Source organism: Pseudomonas sp. 05T35 (assembly GCF_056396605.1).
In genome coordinates, this window is record NZ_JBFTLU010000053.1 from 1 (window position 1) to 15,112 (window position 15,112).

The 15,112-nt window shown below is 59.9% G+C and carries 12 protein-coding genes and 1 pseudogene; all 13 read right to left on the bottom strand.

Annotated elements, in window-relative coordinates; genetic code table 11:
• Positions 1-181 (bottom strand): annotated as a pseudogene (locus tag AC1DH9_RS06315) (glycosyltransferase); the annotation flags it as partial.
• 10 nt (positions 182-191) lie between these two features.
• Positions 192-1,571, bottom strand: coding sequence for a UDP-glucose dehydrogenase family protein (locus AC1DH9_RS06320; RefSeq protein ID WP_427527871.1), 1,380 nt, complete (start codon positions 1,569-1,571; stop codon positions 192-194).
• Positions 1,568-1,981 carry a 4-amino-4-deoxy-L-arabinose-phosphoundecaprenol flippase subunit ArnF gene (gene arnF, locus AC1DH9_RS06325; RefSeq protein WP_427527869.1) on the bottom strand — a complete coding sequence of 138 codons (414 nt, stop codon included), beginning with the start codon at positions 1,979-1,981 and terminating at the stop codon, positions 1,568-1,570. Before arnF ends, AC1DH9_RS06320 begins: the two co-directional genes overlap by 4 nt.
• Positions 1,978-2,322, bottom strand: a complete 345-nt coding sequence (gene arnE / locus AC1DH9_RS06330) for a 4-amino-4-deoxy-L-arabinose-phosphoundecaprenol flippase subunit ArnE (protein WP_427527867.1) — start codon at positions 2,320-2,322, stop codon at positions 1,978-1,980. The genes arnF and arnE overlap by 4 nt, the downstream gene beginning before the upstream one ends.
• A complete protein-coding gene (gene arnT, locus AC1DH9_RS06335) occupies positions 2,319-3,968 on the bottom strand; it encodes a lipid IV(A) 4-amino-4-deoxy-L-arabinosyltransferase (protein ID WP_477807936.1) in 1,650 nt (549 codons plus the stop codon). The genes arnE and arnT overlap by 4 nt, the downstream gene beginning before the upstream one ends.
• On the bottom strand, positions 3,965-4,849 hold the full coding sequence (arnD, locus tag AC1DH9_RS06340; RefSeq protein ID WP_054597466.1) for a 4-deoxy-4-formamido-L-arabinose-phosphoundecaprenol deformylase: 885 nt from the start codon (positions 4,847-4,849) through the stop codon (positions 3,965-3,967). Before arnD ends, arnT begins: the two co-directional genes overlap by 4 nt.
• Positions 4,849-6,840 carry a bifunctional UDP-4-amino-4-deoxy-L-arabinose formyltransferase/UDP-glucuronic acid oxidase ArnA gene (gene arnA / locus AC1DH9_RS06345; RefSeq protein WP_427527861.1) on the bottom strand — a complete coding sequence of 664 codons (1,992 nt, stop codon included), beginning with the start codon at positions 6,838-6,840 and terminating at the stop codon, positions 4,849-4,851. Before arnA ends, arnD begins: the two co-directional genes overlap by 1 nt.
• Positions 6,837-7,856: an undecaprenyl-phosphate 4-deoxy-4-formamido-L-arabinose transferase gene (arnC, locus tag AC1DH9_RS06350; protein WP_054597464.1), complete on the bottom strand. Its 1,020-nt coding sequence runs from the start codon at positions 7,854-7,856 to the stop codon at positions 6,837-6,839. The genes arnA and arnC overlap by 4 nt, the downstream gene beginning before the upstream one ends.
• Before the next feature lie 5 nt (positions 7,857-7,861).
• Entirely contained in the window at positions 7,862-9,001 is a 1,140-nt protein-coding gene (arnB, locus tag AC1DH9_RS06355) for a UDP-4-amino-4-deoxy-L-arabinose aminotransferase (protein ID WP_427540105.1), read from the bottom strand.
• A 464-nt stretch (positions 9,002-9,465) separates the two neighbouring features.
• Positions 9,466-10,572 carry an ABC transporter ATP-binding protein gene (locus AC1DH9_RS06360; RefSeq protein WP_427540108.1) on the bottom strand — a complete coding sequence of 369 codons (1,107 nt, stop codon included), beginning with the start codon at positions 10,570-10,572 and terminating at the stop codon, positions 9,466-9,468.
• Positions 10,569-12,182, bottom strand: coding sequence for an ABC transporter permease (locus tag AC1DH9_RS06365; RefSeq protein WP_427527855.1), 1,614 nt, complete (start codon positions 12,180-12,182; stop codon positions 10,569-10,571). The genes AC1DH9_RS06360 and AC1DH9_RS06365 overlap by 4 nt, the downstream gene beginning before the upstream one ends.
• A gap of 4 nt (positions 12,183-12,186) precedes the next feature.
• Positions 12,187-13,203 (bottom strand): iron ABC transporter substrate-binding protein, encoded by a 1,017-nt coding sequence (locus tag AC1DH9_RS06370; protein WP_477807937.1) that lies wholly within the window; start codon positions 13,201-13,203, stop codon positions 12,187-12,189.
• Positions 13,204-13,520: 317 nt separating this feature from the next.
• The gene (locus AC1DH9_RS06375; protein WP_427540114.1) at positions 13,521-15,056 is read right to left on the bottom strand and encodes an ArnT family glycosyltransferase; all 1,536 of its coding nucleotides are present in this window, start codon (positions 15,054-15,056) and stop codon (positions 13,521-13,523) included.
• Positions 15,057-15,112 lie beyond the last annotated feature (56 nt).

The following is a 15,112-nucleotide window of genomic DNA, read 5'->3' on the forward strand; positions in this document are numbered from 1 at the left end:
GGCCATAGGTGGTCGGGAAGAATCCCGGCCCATGGCGCAGCATTTCCTGGGCAAACAGTACAAACCGCGTGTCGAATCCGATCGCCGATTGCTGGTAGACCCCGGCGCAGAACAGCAGCAGCGCCAATAGCCCCAGACCTAACGATTGTTGACGGATCCCTGTCGATGGATTGGCGTGCACGCGGGGCCTCCTAGGCTACGACGGAAGAGGCTGGCCACTGCTGCTGAGGGATTGGCAGGTTGCGCGACTCGCCACGACCCATCGGGAAGTACTTGAAGCCTTTACGTGCCAGACGTTCGGCGTCGTAGAGGTTGCGACCGTCGAAGATCACCGGAGCTTTGAGACGCTCTTCGATCAACTTGAAGTCCGGCGCCTTGAACTGTTGCCATTCGGTGCAAACGATCAACGCGTCTGCGCCCACCAGCGCGGATTCCGGCGTGCCCATCAGCGACAGGTTCGGTTGATCCGGGTACAGGCGTTGGGTTTCCTGCATGGCTTCAGGGTCGAAGGCCCGCACGTGTGCGCCGGCAGCCCACAAGGCTTCCATCAGCACCCGGCTTGGCGCGTCGCGCATGTCGTCGGTGTTGGGTTTGAACGCCAGGCCCCAGAGGGCGAAGGTCTTGCCTTTCAGCTCACCTTTGTAGAACGCGTTGATGCGTTCGAACAGCTTGTGTTTCTGCCGCTGGTTGATGGCTTCGACCGCTTGCAGCAGGTCGCTGGAGCAATTGGCTTCCTGGGCGCTGTGGATCAACGCGCGCATGTCTTTCGGGAAGCACGAACCGCCATAGCCGCAGCCAGGGTAGATGAAGTGGTAGCCGATGCGCTGGTCTGCACCGATGCCCATGCGCACGGCTTCGATATCCGCACCCAGGTGTTCGGCCAGTTCGGCGATCTGGTTGATAAAGCTGATTTTGGTCGCGAGCATGCAGTTGGCCGCGTACTTGGTCAGCTCGGCGCTGCGCAGGTCCATGAACATGATGCGGTCATGGTTGCGGTTGAAGGGAGCGTAGAGGTCGCGCATCACTTCACGGACTTCTTCACGCTCGCAACCGATGACGATGCGGTCAGGACGGCGGCAGTCACTGACGGCCGAGCCTTCCTTGAGGAATTCCGGGTTGGAGACGATATCGAACTCCAGGGTGCGTCCGGCTTTCTTCAGGACTTCTTCAATGTGCGCGCGCAGGGTATCGCCGGTGCCGACTGGAACAGTGGACTTTTCCACGAGGATCAGCGGCTCGACCCGATGGCGCGCAACCGCGTCACCCACGGACAGGACATATTTCAGGTCGGCCGAGCCGTCCTCGTCCGACGGTGTGCCGACAGCGATGAACAGGACCTGGCCGTGCTCGATGGCCATTTTCTCGTCGCTGGTGAAGTGCAGGCGCCCGCTCTCCAGGTTCTCCTTGACCATGCTCTCCAGCCCTGGTTCAAAGATAGTGACGTGGCCTTTCTGCAGCATTTTGATCTTGTTCTGGTCGACGTCCATGCAGACGACATCATGGCCGACTTCAGCCAGGACAGTTGCCTGCACCAGACCGACATAACCGCTACCAATTACACTGATTTTCATGAGGCATTCCTGACTTCTGTGGCGCGAGCAGTTCGAGAGTTGATAGTGATGACACCGAGGATGACCAAGGCCACCCCGAGTGTTTTGGAAAGACTGAAATTTTCGTTGAACAGCGGCAGGCTGGCGGCCAATAGATACACCAGTGCATAGCTGATACTCAACAGCGAGTAGGCCCGGCCCAGCGGCAGATCGCGCAGAGCGACGAGCCAGCACAGCATGGACAGGGCGTAAGCGCAGATCGACGCCAGTACCACGCCGATCGGGAGCAGGTCGATGCTACCGTTGCTCAGGGCCTGCAGCCACTGATCGGGCAGTGGCAAATGGCTCATGCTCCAGCGCATGCCCAACTGCGCGGCACTGACCAGCGCGACGCTGCCCATGGCAAAGCTGATTCCGCGACGAAGGCTCATGCGTGCCTCCCGAGCAGAACGACGCCGGCGATGATCAGCGCAACGCCGATCCAGTGACGACGATCGATGGTTTCGTGGAAGACGAAGTGGGCGGCCAGGGTGATCAGCACAAAGTTGAGGCTGAGCATCGGATAGGCGATACCGACTTCCAGGCGCTGCAGCACCAGCAGCCACACCAGCAAGCCAAAGCCCAGGCACGCCAGCGCCAGCCATAACCACGGCGAGAGCAGTTTCTCGCCCCAGCCGGAGTCCTTGCCGCGCCAGCTTTCCACGGCGTATTTCTGGGCGATCTGGCCCATGCAGGTCAGCAGACAGGCGGACAACAGCAGAATCAGGGTCATGGCGCGCTCTGTGGAATGATCAGAATGACCATGTTGCCTTGCTCGTAATGCTTGCCATCCTTGGGCAGCAGGTCGAGTTCGTGGACTTCATCATCACCCTTGACGCGCATGACGACACCTACCGGGCCGGTCTTGCGGGCTTCGCTCATCCACTGTTGCACGTGGTCGGTATCGACCCGACGCGCCGCGGCGTCCGGGTAGTCCAGGCCGTATTTTACTTCACCGATGGTGTTGTACAACGCCACTTCAGGGCGTTGCAGACGCCAGGCCAGCGCGGAGGCCGCTCCCAGGTCATTGCTCAGCAGGCTTTTGGTCTGGCTGAGTTCGTCAATGTGCTGGAGGACAAACTGGTCGGGCATCTTGTTGTAGACCACCGAGTGCGGCAATGCAGCCGGCAGGATGGCGATCAGCAACCAGCTGCCGATTGCCGGCGCAGCCCATGCGCTCAACGGTCGAACCACCAGCAGCAGGTTGGACAGGATCCAGCCCATGAGCACAATGAACACCAGCACCAGGCTGTGCATTTCATCGACATATACGGGTTTTTTCAGTTGCAGGTAAACCATCGCCAGCAAGGTGGTCAGACCGATGACCAGGTTCAGCAGGCCGTTGATCTTGAACAGCCGGCTTTGTCCCAGGTTCAGTCGGTCAATCAGTGCATTGCCCATCAACAGTGCCAGAGGTAGCAGGCACGGCAGGATGTAGGTCGGCAACTTGCCTTTGCTCAGGCTGAAAAACGCCAGCGGCAGGACCAGCCACAACAGCAGGAAGCCGGTGCTTGCCTGACGCCTGGTTTGCCAGGCTTGCTTGAGCGCCGACGGCAGGAAGGCTGCCCACGGCAGGCTGAACGCTACCAGCATCGGCAGGTAGAACCACCACGGCGCTGCGTGCTGCGCGTCGTCACCGGCAAAGCGGCGAATGTGCTCGTGCCAGAAGAAGAAACGCCAGTAATCGGGTTCCTGCGCATGCACGGCCAGGACCCACGGCAGGCTGACGACAATCGCGACCACGATAGCCATCGGGCCGTAGGCCAACAGTTCACGCCAGCGTTTTTGCCAGATCATGTAGGGCAGGGCGATCAATACCGGCAGCAACCAGGCCAGGAACCCCTTGGTCAGGAAGCCCATGCCGCAGGCCAGCCCCAGGGTTGCCCAGCTGATCAACCGCGCATTGCGACTGCTGCTGTCCAGTGCGAACCACAAGGCTACCAGGCTCAGGTCGACCCAGAACGTGAATTGCGGGTCGAGGTTGGAATAGCCGCCTTGACCGGCGACCACAGCGAAACTCATGTAGAGCAATGCGCTGGCGATGCTTTTACGCGGATCGTTCCAGAGCCTGCGTGCGATCAGGTAGGTCAGCAGGATGCTCAAACCGGTCGCGAGTGCCGATGCAACACGCACCCCGAACAGGTTCTCGCCGAACACGGCCTGGCCGATGGCGATCATCCAGTAACCGGCAATTGGTTTCTCGAAATAACGCAGGCCCRTGAAATGCGGCGACACCCAGTTGCCACTCAGGAGCATTTCCTGACTGACCTGGGCGTAGCGGGTTTCATCCGGAATCCACAGACCATGCGTGCCCAGCGGCAACAGATAGACCAGACCGAAAGCGATAAGCAGTAACGGCAAAGCCCAGCGTTTGGTCATGCGCCTTGCACTCCCAACCATCCTTCTCGGCCTTCGAGGGCGCCACGTATTACGCGCCCCTGAGGCAGGGTTGTCGGTTGGGCGGGCAAGAGGTTACCCAGCGGCTGGAACTGGATGTCACGCTGACGCGCATCAACCAGCAGTTGACGGAAATCGTTTGCCATCAGAATCCCTTCTACCTCCGCATGTATCGTATATACGTTCAGCTTCGAGGGGCTGAATCGGTCAAGAATGTATGAGTTGAACTCATTGGCTGCTACGACGGGACCCACCACTTCATCGAAGGTTGGCAAGTCGACCGGAATTTGTGGCGTGCCGAGGCTGCCGTCTGCCAGCCGAGGCTGGAACAGGCTTTGTCCGCGACAGTCGCTGTTGTAACGAAAGCCAAAATGCTGCTTGGCTTCGATGACCCGCTCATCGGCACGCCAGCCGGCGGCCGCTGAACAGTCGACGCGCTGCCCGATAATATCGCTGAGGGTATCTACGCCCCGGCGAATCTGCTCGATCAGCTCGGCATCGCTCCAGCGCCCTGCGTTGGCTTGCCAGCCGTGGTGATCCCAGGCGTGCAACCCTACTTCATGGCCAGCCGCGAGGGTCTGGCGCATCAGGTGCCCCAGGTCACGACCGATGGGCTTGCCTGGCCAGGCGGTGCCGGCCAGCAAGATGTCCCAGCCGTACAGACCTGCGGCATTGGAGCGGAGCATTTTCCAGAGGAACTGCGGACGGATGAGGCGCCATAAATGGCGCCCCATGTTGTCCGGACCAACGCTGAAGAAAAACGTCGCCTTGACTTGTGCTTCATCGAGCATCTCCAACAACCGGGGTACCCCCTCACGGGTACCTCGGTAGGTGTCGACATCGATCCGAAGACCTGCCTGCATCAGCGCTTGTCCGCGATTTCGAGCATGGCTTCGCGCAGGAAGAAGTCCAGCGTGTTACCGATGGTTTCGCTCATCTCAACGGTTGGCTCCCAGTTCAGCAGGCGCTTGGCGTTTTCGATGCTTGGCTTGCGGTGTTCCACGTCCTGGTAGCCAGCGCCGTAGAACGCCTTGCTCTCTACGTCGCGGAAACCGGCGAACGGAGGGAAGTTGGCGCGCAGTGGGTGAGCTTCGAACTGACGCAGCAGTTCTTCGCCCAGCTGACGGATGCTGGCTTCGTTGTCCGGGTTACCGATGTTGATGACTTGACCGTTGCACGCGTCATTTTCGTTATCAACGATACGGGCCAGGGCTTCGATGCCGTCGGCGATGTCAGTGAAGCAGCGCTTCTGCTCGCCGCCGTCGAACAGACGGATCGGGGTGCCTTCCACCAGGTTCAGGATCAGCTGGGTGATGGCACGGGAGCTGCCGATACGGGCCGAGTCCAGACGGTCCAGGCGTGGACCCATCCAGTTGAACGGACGGAACAGGGTGAAGTTCAGGCCTTTGGCGCCGTAGGCCCAGATCACGCGGTCCAGCAGTTGCTTGGAGACCGAGTAGATCCAGCGTTGCTTGTTGATCGGACCAACGATCAGGTTCGAGGTGTCTTCGTCGAAGTTCTTGTCCTGGCACATGCCGTAGACTTCGGAGGTCGACGGGAAGATCACGCGCTTGTTGTACTTCACGCAGTAGCGAACCAGTTTCAGGTTCTCTTCGAAGTCCAGTTCGAATACGCGCAGCGGGTTGCGGGTGTATTCGATTGGAGTGGCGATGGCCACCAGCGGCAGAACCACGTCGCACTTCTTGATGTGATATTCGATCCACTCGGAGTGAATGCTGATATCGCCTTCGACGAAGTGGAAGTTCGGGTGGCTGCGCAGACGCTCGATAGCGTCGGAACCGATGTCCAGACCATAGACGTCGTACTTGTCGTCACGCAGCAGGCGCTCGGACAGGTGGTTACCGATGAAGCCGTTGACGCCGAGGATCAGTACGCGGGTACGACGCGGGGCACGGCCCGATTCAGCGCCACGCAGTACGGAACCGTCGACCAGACCCAGTTCGTTGGCCAGTTGCGGGCCGCTCAGGTACAGGCCGCTTTCGTTACGCTGGCCGGAAGTGATAACCAGGGAGTCTTCGCCGCAAGCGATACGCAGCGGATCGACGCTGATCACGCGGCCTGGAGCCAGGCCTTCGTTGCCCTTGACGACTTCAGCGCTCCAGACAATCAGTTTGTGCTCGCCCACGGCGCAGAAAGCACCCGGGTAAGGCTGGGTCACGGCGCGAACCAGGTTGAACAGCTCTTCAGCCGGCTTCTTCCAGACCAGTTTGCCGTCTGCCGCGGTACGACGACCGTAAACAGTGGCCTTGGATTCGTCCTGGGCGGTTTCGGTGATTTTGCCCTGAGCCAGCAATGGCAGGGTGTCACGCAGCAGGTTGGAAGCGGCTTCACGCAGCTTGCCGTGCAGGGTCAGTGCGGTGTCGGCGCGCTCGATCGCGACGCGTTGCTGGGCAATGATTGCGCCAGCGTCGGCACGCTTGACCATGCGGTGCAGGGTCACGCCGGTTTCGGTTTCGCCGTTGACCAGTACCCAGTTCGCTGGAGCGCGGCCGCGGTAGGTTGGCAGCAACGAGCCGTGCAGGTTGAACGCGCCTTTGCGGGCGGTAGCCAGCAGTTGCTCACCCAACAGGTTGCGGTAGTAGAACGAGAACAGGTAGTCCGGGTTCAGTTTGGCGATGCGCTCGATCCACAGTGGGTGGTTGACGTCTTCCGGTGCATGCACAGGAATGCCTTTGCGGGCGCACAGCTGAGCGACCGAGCCGTAGAAGGTGTTTTCCTTCGGATCGTCGGCGTGGGTAAACACGGCAGCAATCTCGAAACCTGCGTTTAGCAGTGCTTCGATACCTGCACAGCCAATATCGTGATAGGCGAAAACAACAGCTTTTGAACTCATGGCGAAACCTGATCAGTAGTGGTGGAAGGCAGACCGTCGACAGTGGCAACGGGAGCAGGACTAGCGGGTTTGTTACGTAGGATTTTTTCGATAAAGAACCGCGGACGGGCGCGGACATCGCTGTACATGCGGCCCAGGTACTCACCCAGAAGGCCCATGCCGATGAATTGGCCGCCAGTGAACACAAAGAGTACGGCGAACAGTACGAAGGTGCCACCACCCGCCCAGCTGGCGCCGAAGATCAGGCGCAGGAAGATCAGCAGGAAGGCAAACAACATGCCCAGCGCCGCCAGGCTGAAACCGATGATGCTCAGCAGTCGCAGCGGGGTAGTGGTCATGCAGGTCAGCAGATCGAACATCAGGCTGATCAGGCGCATCGGGCTGTACTTCGACTCGCCATGCTCGCGCTCGGCGTGCTGCACCAGAATCTCGGTGGTGTGGCGGGCGAAGCTGTTGGCCAGGATCGGGATGAAGGTGCTGCGTTCGCGGCAGGCCAGCATGGCGTCGACGATGGTGCGGCGGTAGGCGCGCAGCATGCAGCCGTAATCGCTCATGGCGACACCGGTGGAACGTTGCACGGCCAGGTTGATCAGTTTCGACGGCCAGCGGCGCAGGGCCGAGTCCTGGCGATTGTTGCGCACGGTGGCAACCACGTCGTAGCCCAGTTCGGCCTGTTCCACCAGACGGGGGATTTCTTCCGGCGGGTTCTGCAGGTCGGCGTCGAGGGTAATGACCACATCGCCTTTGCAATGTTCGAAACCGGCCATGATTGCCGCGTGCTGGCCGTAGTTGCGATTGAGAATGACCGCGACGACCTGGCTGCCTTCACGCTCGGCGGCTTCTTCGAGAATTTGCGCCGAATTGTCGCGGCTGCCGTCGTCGACCAGGACGATTTCGTACTCGTGTTTGAGTAGCTGACAGGCCGCTTCGGTCCGGCGCAGCAATTCAGGCAAGCTTTCTTCTTCGTTGTAGACCGGGATAACGATCGACACGCAGTTAATTGGATATGGCTTCAAAGGCTTCAGTCCAGAATGTTTTCAATGGCGCCAACGACGCGTTCGACATCGTCGGTAGTCATGTCGGGGAACAGCGGGATCGAGCACAGTCGTGCCGAGTTCCATTCGGTGTTGGGCAAATGAATGCCCGGGAATCGCTGGCGGTAGTAAGTGTGCAGGTGGGTGGCCACAAAGTGAATACCCGTACCGATATTCTGTTCTTGCAGGGCCTTCATGAACGCCTCGCGATCCATCCCGCAACGCTCGGCGTCGATGCGCAGGATAAACAGGTGCCAGGCGTGTTGTTGCGGGTAGCTCGGCACACTCAGCGGTTGTACCGGCAGGCCTTCGAGGCGTTGCAGATAGGTCTGCGCCAATGCGGTGCGCTTGGCGTTGATCTCGTCGAGGCGCTGCAACTGCACCAGTGCAATGGCTGCGTTGATGTCGGCCAGGTTGTACTTGAAGCCCGGCTCGATGACCATGGCCTGAGGTTTACGGCCGTGGGTCAGGCGATCATAGGCGTCTACGCCGAGGCCATGAAACTTGAGCATGCGCACTCGATCGGCCAGCGCCTGATTGTCGCTGACGAACATTGCGCCTTCGGCGCAGGTCATGTTCTTGATCGCGTGGAACGAGAAGATCGCGGTGCCCTGAGCGCCAATGGCGCGGCCACGGTAACGGGTACCGGCAGCATGGGCGGCGTCTTCGATGACGGCGATACCGTGTTTGTCTGCCAGCGCGTAGAGCGGGTCGAGATCGAACGCGGCGCCGGCGTAGTGCACCGGGATAATGGCTTTGGTGCGCGGGGTAATGGCGGCTTCGATGGCCTGGACATCGGTCATCAGGGTGTCGCGGTCGACGTCGACGAATACCGGGGTAGCACCCAACAGGCAGATCATGTTGGCGGTCGAGACCCAGGTCTGCGACGGTGTGATCACTTCATCGCCAGGGCCGATACCCAGCGCCAGTAGCGTGATGTGCATGCCGCCGGTGGCCGAGGACAGGGCTACGGCGTGCTGACAACCCGTGTACTGTGCGAATTGCTCCTCCAGCTCCTGGTTCTTCGGCCCGGTGGTGATCCAGCCGGAGCGCAACACCTGCTCGACAGCGGCGATTTCCTCATCACCGATGCTTGGGCGAGAGAAGGGGAGAAAAGCCTGATTCATGTGGACCTCGGGTTTGGATATGTCAACAGCCCTGGAAGGCGGCAAATCAGCGGTCACAACCTGCGAATCAGCTCGAAGCGGTGCTTCGAAGCGACGTCCGTGACAGCGTAGACGAAAAAATGAAAAGTATATCAATCAGTTAACCAATCTTTTAGGGAAAGTGCACTAATTGACTTTTATTTTGTCGTTCTGCAGTTTGAGCGACCCAAAGGCATCGCTCCGGATGCGCAGAGGGTAATCTCGAAAATGTGAAAGGGACATGAAAAACCGGTGTCGGGAATGTTTAACTGTAACCTTTACAGCGAATGTTCAGGGTTTTTCAATGCTTACAGTCCTTTCTGGCAGTTATTGCCATTTTTCAGGCGCCGCAAAGAAAACCACCACTTGGCTCGCACATCACTAAAAAGTGATAGCAAAGGACCCAACCAAGACTACTTCAACCCGAGCTTGCGTCAAGCTCCAGGCTATGGCGTCGTAACCGCCTGGCGGCGAACAGGTTCGGTCAATACGTGCGCGTTACCCAGGGTCGAAATGTGTACCAGGCTGCCAGCGGCTGGTGCATGCACCCCGGAACTGCGAACCAGTAGCGAGCGGCTCGCTGACTGTCCATCCGTAGCCGGTGAGGGGACCTTCAGTTCCACCGTCAAGGTGCAGGTATTGCCGCCAAAGTCGCGATCGGTCACCACCCCGATGCAACCATCCACCTGTTCCAGGTCCGCGGGCTGACTGGAAATCTGCAACTGCTCGGGTCGCAACATGATCTGCGTTGCGCCGTTTGCCGAGGTACTGCTGACATGAACCCGGCCCAGGTCGCAGATCGCGTAGCCATTTTCGATCCGCGCCGGCATGACCACGGCATCCCCGAGGAACAGCGCGGTTTCTTCATCTTGAGGATGCAGGTACAGATCCATCGGGTGCCCGGTTTGCACCAGTCGGCCCTGACGCATCACGGCCAGTTGATCGGCAAATGACAACGCCTCGGACTGATCATGGGTCACCAGGATGGTGGTCACGCCGGTGTCTGAGAGAAGTTTGGCAACCATCTTGCGCATGGACGCCCGCAGGCCGGTGTCCAGTGCCGAGAAGGGTTCATCCAGCAGCATCAGCCGAGGCCGTTGCGCCAAGGCGCGGGCCAGGGCGACCCGTTGCTGCTGACCGCCGGAAAGCTCGTGCGGCCAGCGCTGGCTCATGCGTGCATCCAGCGCCACCATGTCCATCAACTCGGCGACGCGCTCTTGTTTCAAGGCGGCATCACCCGACAGTCCAAAGGCAATGTTGCCGGCCACCGTCATGTGTGGGAACAGTGCACCGTCCTGCGGCACATAACCAATCATGCGCTGATGCGCGGGGACTTCGGTCGAGCCGTCGACCAGCGTCTGGCCGTTGAGCAAGATGCTGCCCGAATCGGGAAACTCGAACCCGGCAATCATCCGCAGCAAGGTGGTCTTGCCTGAGCCGGAAGGGCCGACGATGGCCGTGCGGCTGCCCGCAGGCACTGACAGGCTGACGTTGTCCAGGGCAGGCAGGGCGCCGAAGGTTTTGTAGATGGAGTTCAGTTCGAGAGCGTTCATCGGCCTGCCGTGCGTTTGGATTGATGATAGAGAAGCGCGGTCAACGGAAGCGACAGCAAAATCATGATCAGCGCGTAAGGTGCCGCTGCTGCATAGTCGATTTCGCTGGTCATGGCCCAAAAACCGGTGGCCAGGGTGCGGGTGCCACTTGGCGAGAGCAGCAGGGTCGCGGTCAGTTCATTGGTGATTGCCAGAAACACTAGCGCTGCGCCGGCGGCTGCCCCCGGTGCGGCCAGGCGCATGGTAATCAGCCAGAGCGCCTGGCTCGGTGAACGGCCCAGGCTGCGGGCGATATTTTCCAGCTCTACCGGTGCCTGGGCAATACCGGCGCGCAAACTGACCAGCGCGCGTGGCAAGAACATCAGCAGGTACGCCAGCAGCACCGTGATGGTGGTCTGGTAAATCGGCCGGGCAAAGCTGATGGTGACGGTCACCAGTGCCAGCGCCACGACGATTCCCGGCAATGAACTGGTGATGTAGTTGCAGCTTTCCAGGATGCGATGCAGACGCCCTGGCGAGCGTATCGACAACCAGGCCACCGGAACTGCCGCGCAGGTGGTGATGACCGCGCCGACGCTGGCCAGAACGAGGGTCTGCTTCAATGCCGGGAGAATTTCCGCCATCCGCCAGACGTCTGCGCCACCGGCAATCAACCATTGGGCCAAGGTAATCAGCGGCACGCCGAGGGCCAGCACGCTGGTGATGATTGGCAGCAACAATGCTGCGGCTTTGGTGTTGCGTGTCAGCCGCTGGGTGCGTTGCAGGCGCGCACTGCCGGAACCGACACGGGCGTAACGGGCGTGGCCACGTGATGCAGATTCAGCGGTCAGCATCAGCAGGCAGCACAGCGCCAGCACCCCGGCCAGCATGTTCGCCGCCGGGCCGTTGAAGCTCGACTGGAACTGGTCGAAGATCGCTGTGGTGAAGGTGTCGAAGCGAATCATCGCGTACAAGCCGTATTCGGCCAGCAAGTGCAGGCCGACCAGCAAGGCACCGCCACAGATGGCCAGGCGCAGTTGCGGCAGCACGACCCGGAAAAACACCGCCCAGGGCTTCAGGCCCAGCGATTCGGAGACATCTTCGATGGCCGGATCAAGACGTCGCAGGGTGGCGGCGACTGGCAGATAGAGGAACGGGAAGTAGGCGATGACCGAAACCAGTACCCCGGCAAACAACCCGTGAATCGGTGGTACAAGGCTGACCCAGGCATAGCTGTGGACAAAGGCCGGCACCGCAATCGGCGCCGTTGCCAGCACCGACCAGAGGCGGCGGCCCGGCAAGTCGGTGCGTTCGGTCAACCAGGCGAGTGCCACGCCAAGCGCGATACATAAAGGAATCGTGATCACCACCAGTAGAACGGTGTTGATCAAAAGTTCAGCCACTCGGGGCCTGAAGACCAGCTCGGCGATAGTCGCCCAGCCGGTCTTGATGGAAATGCCGATGACAAACGCCAACGGCAGCAGCGCCAGCAACGACACCAGAATGGATATGGCCACCACCCACGAACCGCTACGCCTCCCGGAGGCGCGGCGAGGGTGTTGACGAGGGGAGGCCAGAGTCGTCAGTTGGGCGACTTTACTAGCTTCTGGCAGCGCGACTGGCTTGGACATCGGATTACAACAACCCCGCCTGAGTCATCAGCTCGACAACTTTTTTGCTGTTGAGCCTGGAGGCATCGACCACAGGCGCGTCAAGTTGCGCCAGCGGCACCAGTTTCGGGTTCGACTCGGCTTTCTGGCCTACGGCGTATTCAAACGAGTTGCCGTTTTTCAGAATGGCCTGGCCTTCTTTACCGGTGATCCACTTCAGGAACGCCTGAGCTTCTTCCTGGTGTTTGCTGGACGCCAGGACAGCACCACCGGAGAGACTGACAAACGCGCCCGGATCTTTGTGCTTGAAGTAGTGCAGCGAGGTGTTCTTGCTGTTTTCGCCGGTTTTGCTCTGATCGACGAAGCTGTAGTAATGGTAGATCACGCCACCTTCGATCTGACCGGCATTAACGGCTTTGAGCACAGCGCTGTTGCCACGGTAGGCGGTGGCGTTGGCTTTCATGCCCTTCAGCCATTCCAGGGTGGCGGCTTCACCCTTGAGTTCCAGTACGGCGGCGACAATGGCCTGGAAATCGGCGCCGGCAGGCGAACCGGCCCAACGACCTTTCCAGCTTGGGGAGGCCAGGTCCATCAGCGACTTCGGCAGATCGGCTTCGGCCAGTTTGCTTTTGTTGTAGACAAACACGGTCGAACGAGCAGCGATGCCCACCCATTTGCCATGGGCCGGGCGATAGGCCGAGCCGATTTGTTCCAGGGTCGACGGCGCAACAGGGGTAAACAGCCCGGCGTTATCCACCAGCACCATGGCCGGGGAGTTCTCGGTCAGGAACACGTCTGCCGGGGAGGCCGCACCTTCTTGCACGAGCTGATTGCCCATCTCGCTGTCATCGCCGTTGCGCAGCGTGACCTTGATCCMTGTTTCATGGGTAAAACCTTCGACCCAGGCCTTGGTCAGGGTCTCATGCTGCGCGTTATAGACCACGATGCCGTCGCTGCTTGGCGCAGCAAAGACATGGCCAGCACCCATAAGAGCGGTGGCGAGCAGCGCGGTTTTCAGAAACGAAGGGCGACGGTGATTCATCTTGTTAGCAGCTCCTGCAGTTTATTAAGAATCAGGTGGGCAAGCCTGTCGTTCGATTCCCGCAATCCCTGCAGCTCGCCCAGAACAATGCGAATCATTCGCATGGGTTTTGGTGGCGGCAATGTAGTGCGGGATATGTGAAAAAAACGTCAAACAAGTCGTTAATCAATGTCGTTTGTATTTAGATTGAGGCGCTAAGGAGGGAGTTTGAAGGACAGAGTGGTTTGAATTCAAACACTATCGTCGACGGGCTCACTGATTTCACGTGAGCCGTGTCGGGAGGGAGCGAGAGGCCCGATGGGCCTCTCGCTCATTTTTCATTGGGCGGGGGCGTTGGGGATGAAGGCGACGCTGGCGTCCGAGCGCGGATGCAGCAGCCGTTCACCGTTGTCTGGCTGTGTGACGACGGCCTGATGGTCGACGCTCAGGTAGTTCAGCGGCAGCTGATCGCCACGTTTGTAGTGCGCGACAATGATGGTGCGCTGCGGGTCCCACTGCTGGCCGCTGGTTTTTTCCAGCCATGCCATGAACTGTGCGGTGGTGCCTTCACGAGGGAAGTCCTTGTTTTCGGGCACATAGTAGAAAGGCGCCCCGTCGTTTTGCAGGTACATCGGGACTTTGTTGTCGACATCGACCATCACCATCCGCCATTGATTCCATGGCGCGATCAGGCTGGCCTGAGCCTTGACGTCTTTGCCGAATTGCACGACGCCGCCACCGGTGTTGCTCCAGGGCACGATAATCCCGAGGATCAGCAAAAGCAGGGCCGTCGTGACGCCAAAGCCGATCTTCAGGCCGCGTCCTTCGGCTTTGCCGGCAGCGCGCCGTTCTTCCATGTGTCGGGTGACCCACCAGGCCGCCAACAGTTGGGCAAATGGCACCAGCGGCAACACGTAATAACTGCGTCGACTACCGCTGGCGGTGAAGAACAGGAACAGCAGGCCCAGACCCCAGATCAACCAACGGGCATTGGGTTCGAGTGTGCGCCAGTTACGGGCCGCGACCCACAGCCCAAGCACCCAGTACGGTGCCCATGGCAGGGTATAAACCGGCAAGTAGATCAGGTAGGTGTAAATGGGGCCGATGTGGTCGAACGGCTGGAAAAACCGCACCACGTTTTCCCGGAAGACCAGTCCCAGACCGCTCTGGGCGGAGGTGGGTGCGCCGTAGATATTCGACAACACGAACGGCACTGCATAGACCAGGCCGGCAACCAGCAGGGCGACGCACAGGCGCAGGTTGAGGTGACGTTTCCAGCGGCCTTCCTGCAGCAGATGCGGCAACAGCACCAGGCCGGGCAGGATAAAGCCGATCAGGCCTTTGAACAGCGAGGTCACGGACAGCAGCAGGAAGAACACGCAGTAGCGCCCGAGTCGCGTGTCGTCCGGGCCGCGCCAATACCACCAGATTGCTGCCAGCACACCGCAGACGGTCAGAATGTCAGCCGTCGCGACTCGGGCCCAAAAGACGAAATAGAAGGTGGTTGCCAGCATCCATCCGGCGATCAGCCCGGTGCCTTTGCGAAACAGCTGTTCGCCGATCAGGTAGACCAGCCAGACACTCAGCCAGGCGGCAATCACCGAAGACAGGCGCAAGGACCAGTGCCCCAGGCCTCCTGTAAACCAGGTGGTGGCGGTAATCAACCAGTAGGAGGGCAGTGGTTTGTCGTAATAGGAGCCGCCCATGAGGTACGGGTCGAAGTAGTTACCGCTTTGCAGCATCTGCAGCGTGATATTCGCCCAACGGGTTTCCGGGCCCCAAAGTTCCCGTGTGCCCAGTCCCAATAACAGGAGTAGCGCTGAAACCCCAAGCAGGATCAGCAGCGCGCGTGTTTCCGTTTCCCGCGACTTCATGTGGTATTTCCCTTCGGTCTCGACCGCCAGCTACAGGGTTGTGCCGTGCCTTTGAG